This window comes from Janthinobacterium sp. GW458P, assembly GCF_002127585.1.
In the GTDB taxonomy this organism is placed as follows: Bacteria; Pseudomonadota; Gammaproteobacteria; order Burkholderiales; family Burkholderiaceae_D; genus Janthinobacterium.
Map to the genome: position 1 here is coordinate 1 of NZ_NEGZ01000107.1, position 6,557 is coordinate 6,557.

The following is a 6,557-nucleotide window of genomic DNA, read 5'->3' on the forward strand; positions in this document are numbered from 1 at the left end:
TGACGGCGCAGGCGACCCCGCCCGCGGCGCCCGGCGCCATCCTCGACGCCGGCGCCCTGCAAAACCTGCGCGCCATGCGCCGTCCCGGCCGTCCCGACGTGCTGGGCCGCATCATCGACCTGTTCCACAGCGATGCCCCGCGCCTGCTGGGCCAGCTGGAAGTGGCGGCCGGGGCCAGCGACGCCGGGGCGCTGCAGCTGGCCGCGCACACCTTCAAGTCCAGCTGCGCCAACGTGGGCGCGCTGGGCCTGTCGGCCACCTGCCGTGAAATCGAAGAATATGCGCGCGCCAATGACGTCGGCAGCGCGCTGCGCCATATCCGCGGCATCCAGCAAGAACTCGACCGTGTCCTCGCCGCCCTGGCCATTGAAAAGGAAGCCATATGAATCCCGCCCTCCCCCCGCAAGCAATGATCCTGGTGGTCGATGACGACACCATGACGCGCATCCTGGTGACCGAAGCGCTGGAGCCGGAAGGCTTCCGCATCGAGGAGGCGGCCAGCGGCCAGGAAGCGCTGGCCGCCTTCCAGCGCGTGGTGCCGGACCTGGTCCTGCTCGACGTGGCCATGCCCGGCATGAGCGGCTTCGAGTGCTGCGCACAGCTGCGCCGCCTGCCCGGCGGCGCGCACGTGCCCATCGTCGTGCTTACCGGCAACGACGACGACGCCTCCATCAAGCAGGCGCTGGAAGCGGGCGCCAGCGACTTTATCTCCAAGCCGATGCAGTGGCGGCTGCTGGCGCACCGGCTGCGCTACCTGCTGCGGGCCAGCCGCGCCTTGAGCGACTTGAGCCGTATCCAGGAAAGCCTCAGCCACGCGCAAGCGCTGGCCCGCCTCGGCAACTGGGAGTACCGGGTCGCCGACGGCGACGGCTACTGGTCGCCCGAGCTGCTGCGCATCCTGGGCCTGGAAAGCGACACGGGCCCCACCAGCTTCGAGCGCCTGCTGCAGTGCCTGCCGGAAGACCAGCGCCCCCTGCTGCTCGACGCCTTCATGGCGCTGCACGCCAGCGGCGCCGGCTACAGCCTGGAGCACAAGGTGCGGCAGCCGGGCGGCGCCGAGCGCATCGTCTTCCACCAGGCCGAGGCCGTGCGCGAAGGCCGCCAGGTGCTGCTGATGCGCGGCACCGTGCAGGACATCACCGATCGCAAGCTGCAGGAAATGCGCATCGAATACCTGGCCAACCACGATGCGCTGACGGACTTGCCCAACCGCCAGCTGCTCAACGATCGCACCGGCCAGGCCATCGCCCACGCCCGCCGCACGCGCCTGCACCTGGCCACCCTGATGCTGGACCTCGACCGTTTCAAGTTTGTCAACGACAGCTATGGCCACCCGGTGGGCGACGCCCTGCTGCAGGAAGTGGCGCGGCGTCTGCAGCACGCGGTGCGCGAGGGCGACACCGTGGCCCGCCAGGGCGGCGATGAATTCGTCATCCTGCTGACGGACTTGCCCGACAGCGGCACGGCCGAGGAGATCGCCAAAAAGGTGCTGGCCGTGTTCGCCGAGCCCTTTGTGCTGGGCGAACACACCCTGCACGTGAGCACCAGTATCGGCGCCAGCCTGTATCCGTCCGACGGCGACAGCGCCGACATGCTGCTCAAGACGGCAGACGCGGCCCTCTACAGCGCCAAGGACAAGGGCCGCAACGGCTACCAGTTCTACAACCACAAGATGGGCGTGCTGGTGGAAGAGCGGGCCGAGATCGAGCACGCCTTGCACCAGGCGCTGGCGCAAGGCGAGCTGGAATTGCATTATCAGCCCAAGGTCGATCTCACCAGCGGCAAGGTGTACGGCATGGAAGCGCTGCTGCGCTGGCGCCGGCCCGGCATCGGCCTGGTGCCGCCGGAGCGCTTCATTGCCCTGGCCGAGGAAACGGGCATGATCGTGCCCATCGGCGAATGGGTGCTGCGCACGGCCTGCGCGCAGCTGGGCGTCTGGCACGCCTACGGCTTTGCGCACCTGACGATGGCCGTCAACGTGTCGGCGCGCCAGTTCCGCCAGGTCGACATCCCGCAACTGGTGCGCGAAGTGCTGGCCGACAGCGGCCTGGCGGGCGGCAGCCTGGAACTGGAGCTGACGGAAAGCGTGCTGATGCAAAACCGCGACCTGGTGGTGCTGGCGCTGGAGCAGCTGAAGGAACTGGGCGTCACCCTGTCGCTGGACGACTTCGGCACCGGCTATTCCAGCCTGTCCTACCTCAAGCAGTTCCCCATCGACGTGGTGAAGATCGACCAGTCCTTCATCCGCGACGTGACCGACAGCGTGGACGGCGCTTCGCTGACCCGCTCCATCATCGCCATGGCCAAGTCGCTGCACCTGACCACGGTGGCCGAGGGCGTGGAAACGGAGGGGCAATTGGAATTTCTCAATACCAACCGCTGCGACGCCATGCAAGGCTATTATTTCAGCCGCCCGCTGCCGGGCGCCGAGATGGACAAGCTGCTGTATGCGGGCACCCATTTGCCGCCAGAAAGTTGCCACCCAGAGACTGCGCAGCGCGTGCTGCTGCTGGTCGACGACGAGGAGCATATCCTGTCCGCCCTGCGCCGCTCGCTGCGCAAGGAAGGCTACCAGATCCTCAGCACCACCAAGCCGCAGGAAGCGCTGGAACTGGTGGCCGCGCATGCGGTCGGCGTGATCCTCACGGATGCGCGCATGCCGGGCATGTCCGGCAACGAACTCTTGCGCCGCATCAAGGGCGTCTACCCGGAAATGGTGCGCGTGATGCTGTCCGGCTATCCGGAACTGCATTCCGTCACGGCGGCCATCAACGAAGGTTCCGTGTACAAGTTCATCACCAAGCCCTGGGATGAAACCCTGCTGCGCGACCATTTGCGCGAGGCCTTCCTGCGCTTCGAATCGGGCGTGCAGCGCCCGCCGCTCGGCCCCCATGGCATCGAGGCCGGCAACCGCGCCGCCTGACCGGGGCCGGGCCAAGCCGTGGGCGTAAGCGCGGCGGCGACGCCTGGCGTGCGCGCGGTAGTATATGATGGCGCCTGGAGCAGAGACGATGGAAAGGTTGGCGGCGCACCATGACAACAATAGGCGGGCGATTGCGGCAATGCGGGATCGATGGGGCGCAGGCGGATGCCCTGGAGCACGATAGTGCGAACAAGAAATACGACCGCTTGCTGCGGCAGTTGCTGCTGCGGGGCCTGTGGGCCGACGTCGTCGATGAAGACTTGCCGCAGCCCCGGTGGATCGCACGCTGGCGTGAACTGGGCGGGTCCGACTTTCCCTTCATCAACTCGCCTGCCCTGCAGCGCCTGCTGGACGCGGGCGTCGACGTGCACGACCTGACGGACGTCGTGCGTTCCGCGCAAGTGTTGACGATCTACAATATCGCCCAGCTGATCGACGAGCCCTGCCGCGACCTCGGCTACGACCTGGAGGCGACGCCGGACGTGCAACTGGCGTACATGGCGGACGCCGGCGCGCCGCACCGGCCCGGCAGCCTGCACGACGGGCTGGAGGAAGCGGACCCGGCGGGCCGCCACGGCCAGCCCCGCACGCTGGAACTGCGCCAGTTCGGCGGCTTGCCGGACGACCTGCGGGCGCAGCTCAGCGACTTGCTGGCAAAACAGGCGTGGTCGCAGGCGGCCGTGCTGTGGAAGCGCGCCGTGGGCGGCGAGCTGGCGCACTGCCTGGCGGCCATGCGGCAGCTGGCGCGCCAGCTGTAGCGCATAGTATTACCAGTAGCCGAGCACCTTCCACCACGCGGTGCCGACGACGGCAAAGATCAGCAGTTCCACCACGCACATGATGAAGCCGACCCGCCACCAATTGCCCATCGTCACGAAGCCGCTGCCGAAGATGATGGGCGAGGTGCCCGTCGCATAGTGGGTCAGGGTCATCATGATGGCCGAGCCGGCCGTCATCATCAGCATGAAGGGCACGTGGTACTCGGCCGGGATCAGGTGCAGGCCCACCGTCAGGAAGGCCAGCAGCATGGCGCTGATGTGGGCCGTCGTGCTGGCAAAGAAATAATGCGAAAAGACAAACACCAGCACGAGCACGCCGGCGATCGGCAGCCAGTCCATGCCGCTGGCGACGATGGCGCCCTTCATGCCGGCCGAGAACCAGGCGATCACGCCCGTTTTATTGAGCTGTTCAGCCATCATGACGAGGGCGCCGAACCACACGAGGGTATCCCAGGCGCTCTTTTCCGACAGCACGTCGTCCCAGTCGATGGTGCCGGTGATGATCAGCACGAACAGGCCGACGAAGGCGACCACGGTCGCGTCGAGCGAAAACGCGGGGCCGAACAGCATGGCGGGTACGTTAGCCCACAGCAAGAGCAGCAGGCCGAAGGTGCCCAGCATGACTTTTTCCGGCGGCGACAGCGGGCCCATGCTTTTCAGCTGGGCCTTGGCGTAGGTGACGGCGTCCGGCGTGGCCTTCAGCTGCGGCGGCGACAGCCAATAGATAATCAAAGGCATCAGCAGCAGGCAGACCAGGCCCGGCAGCAGCATGCACAGGGCCCAGGTGGTCCACGTCAGGTGGAAACTCTGGCCGCTGGCCTTGGCCACGAAGTCGACCACCAGCGGGTTGGGCGCCGTGGCCGTCAGGAACATCGCCGAGGTGATCGGATTGGCATGGTAGTTGACGAGAGCCAGATAGGTGCCCACCTTGCCTTCCGTGCCCTTGGCCGGGTCCGAATCGAAGGCGTTGGCAATCGATTTCATGACGGGATGGACGATGCCGCCGCCGCGTGCGGTGTTACTGGGCGTAAATGGCGCCAGCACCAGTTCGCAGATGGCCAGGCCATAGCCGATGCCCATGGTGCGCTTGCCCAGCAACGAGATGAACAGCAGGCCGATGCGGCTGCCCAGCCCCGTTTTCTTGAGGCCGCGCGATATCAAAATTGCCACGACGATCAGCCAGATCAGGGGATTGGCAAAGCTGCTCAGGGCATCCGTGATGGCGCCCTTGGACGAGCTTGCCGTCACTTGCGACAAGGAAACAATCACGATGGCCATCATGGCCATCACGCCGATGGGCATCACTTTTAATATGATCGCCAGTATCGTGGTGAGGAAAATCGCCAGCAAGCCCCAGGCCTTGGGCGTCAGGCCGTCCGGCGCCGGCAGCAATAGCATGCTCACCAGCAAGACCGTGCAGATCAGGGCCGGCACGAGCCGGAATGGCACGGCTTCCTTGAAATGCAGGAACATTTCGCGCACTGTTTTATACATCTTCATTACCTTTCGCTGTGGGTCGGGCATCGCGGCGGCCGGAATCGTGCACGCAGATTCATGGGCTGCGGGCACGACAAACCGCGCCCGCAAGATGACAGATGCCCAACAATTCTGTTCGGCAATATCATACACGGCGGGCGGCCCCGCCCCCCGCCCCATTCGGCGCGTCCGTGCCGCCGATTGCAAAATCGTTGACCTGCGCGCGGCATCGCTCACATAATCGCCCTCATGCCGCCTTACCAAAGAGGAAACCATTGCAAGCACGCAACCATCATATCGACGCCCTGCGCGGCGCCGCCATCCTGTGCGTGCTGCTGCTGCACTTCGCGCTGGCCTATGGCTTGAAGAACAGCCCGCTGTCGGCCTTGCCGGGCTGGCTGTTGAAAGCCGCCTACCAGGGCAATTACGGCGTCACCATGTTCTTCGTCATTTCCGGCTACCTGATCACCGCGACCTCGCTGCGCCGCTGGGGCGACCTGGCGCGCATCGACCTGGCCGCGTTCTATGCCTACCGTATCGCCCGCCTGCTGCCCGCGCTGCTGCTGGCCCTGTCCCTGATCGTGCTGCTCGGCGTGCTGGACGTGCCCTTCTTTGCCAATTCGGACGGCGGCAAGGACTTGCCAGCCAGCTATTTCGTCATCGCCGTCGCTTCCGTGCTGACCTTCTGGCACAACGTGCTGATGCAAAGCGCCGGCTATTTCAATTACTGCCTGAACGTCTACTGGTCGCTGTCCGTCGAGGAAATGTTTTATCTGCTGCTGCCCCTGTCGTGCCGCCTGCTGCGCCGGCGCCTGGCGATCATGCTGCTGTGCGGCGCCGCCATCGTCGCCGGCCCCGTCTACCGCAGCCTGCACGCGGACAACGAGATTTACTTCATGTACGGCTACCTTGCCTGTTTCGACGCCATCGCCATCGGCTGCCTGACAGCCCTGCTGACCCAGCACCGTCAGCCCGGTGCGCGGGCCGGGAAAATCCTGCGCCGGGCGGCCGGCCTGGCCCTGGCGGCCGTGTACGCGCGCGGCATCGGCGGCCATGAAGTCTTTGGCTTTTGCGCCATCGCGCTGGCCAGCGCCGCCTTCATCGCGGGCGCCACGGCGGTCCCGGCGGCCGCCCAGGGCCGTCCCGGGCCGCTGCAATGGCTGGGACGCCACAGCTATGAACTGTACCTGTTCCATATCATCGTGCTGGCCGGCATGCGCAACGTCATCGACAAGGCGGGCCTGGGCTACGCGGAACGGCTGCCGTGGCTGGCGCTCTTCCTGGCGGCGACGGCGCTGGCGGCCGCCCTCGTGGCCCGCTACGTGTCCGAGCCCGCGAATGCCGCCCTGCGCCGGCGCTGGCGCGGCGGCGCCACGGCC

Annotated in this window: 5 protein-coding genes; 4 read left to right on the forward strand and 1 reads right to left on the reverse strand. The window is 66.3% G+C overall.

Features of this window, described 5'->3' with window-relative positions; translation table 11 throughout:
* The 3 genes from CBW50_RS27830 to CBW50_RS27840 all read left to right on the forward strand — a co-directional run.
* Positions 1-386, forward strand: a 386-nt coding sequence (locus CBW50_RS27830) for an Hpt domain-containing protein (protein WP_139842682.1), incomplete at its 5' end; no start/stop codon positions are given.
* Positions 383-2,923 carry an EAL domain-containing protein gene (locus CBW50_RS27835; protein WP_086148494.1) on the forward strand — a complete coding sequence of 847 codons (2,541 nt, stop codon included), beginning with the start codon at positions 383-385 and terminating at the stop codon, positions 2,921-2,923. The genes CBW50_RS27830 and CBW50_RS27835, both read left to right, overlap by 4 nt.
* Positions 2,924-3,033: 110 nt before the next feature.
* Positions 3,034-3,681: a hypothetical protein gene (locus CBW50_RS27840; protein ID WP_139842683.1), complete on the forward strand. Its 648-nt coding sequence runs from the start codon at positions 3,034-3,036 to the stop codon at positions 3,679-3,681.
* Between the two features lie 9 nt (positions 3,682-3,690).
* Here the strand turns inward: CBW50_RS27840 and CBW50_RS27845 are convergent, their stop codons facing one another.
* Positions 3,691-5,196, reverse strand: coding sequence for a DASS family sodium-coupled anion symporter (locus tag CBW50_RS27845; RefSeq protein WP_086148496.1), 1,506 nt, complete (start codon positions 5,194-5,196; stop codon positions 3,691-3,693).
* Positions 5,197-5,453: 257 nt separating this feature from the next.
* Here CBW50_RS27845 and CBW50_RS27850 point away from each other — a divergent pair.
* A partial coding sequence (locus CBW50_RS27850; protein ID WP_253252017.1) for an acyltransferase occupies positions 5,454-6,557 on the forward strand: 1,104 nt, incomplete at its 3' end.

Bases quoted from the DNA above. Each gene is read 5' to 3' on its own strand.
- CBW50_RS27835 (WP_086148494.1), top strand. From the start codon at position 383: ATGAATCCCGCCCTCCCCCCGCAAGCAATGATCCTGGTGGTCGATGAC.
- CBW50_RS27840 (WP_139842683.1), top strand. From the start codon at position 3,034: ATGACAACAATAGGCGGGCGATTGCGGCAATGCGGGATCGATGGGGCG.
- CBW50_RS27845 (WP_086148496.1), bottom strand. From the start codon at position 5,196: ATGTATAAAACAGTGCGCGAAATGTTCCTGCATTTCAAGGAAGCCGTG.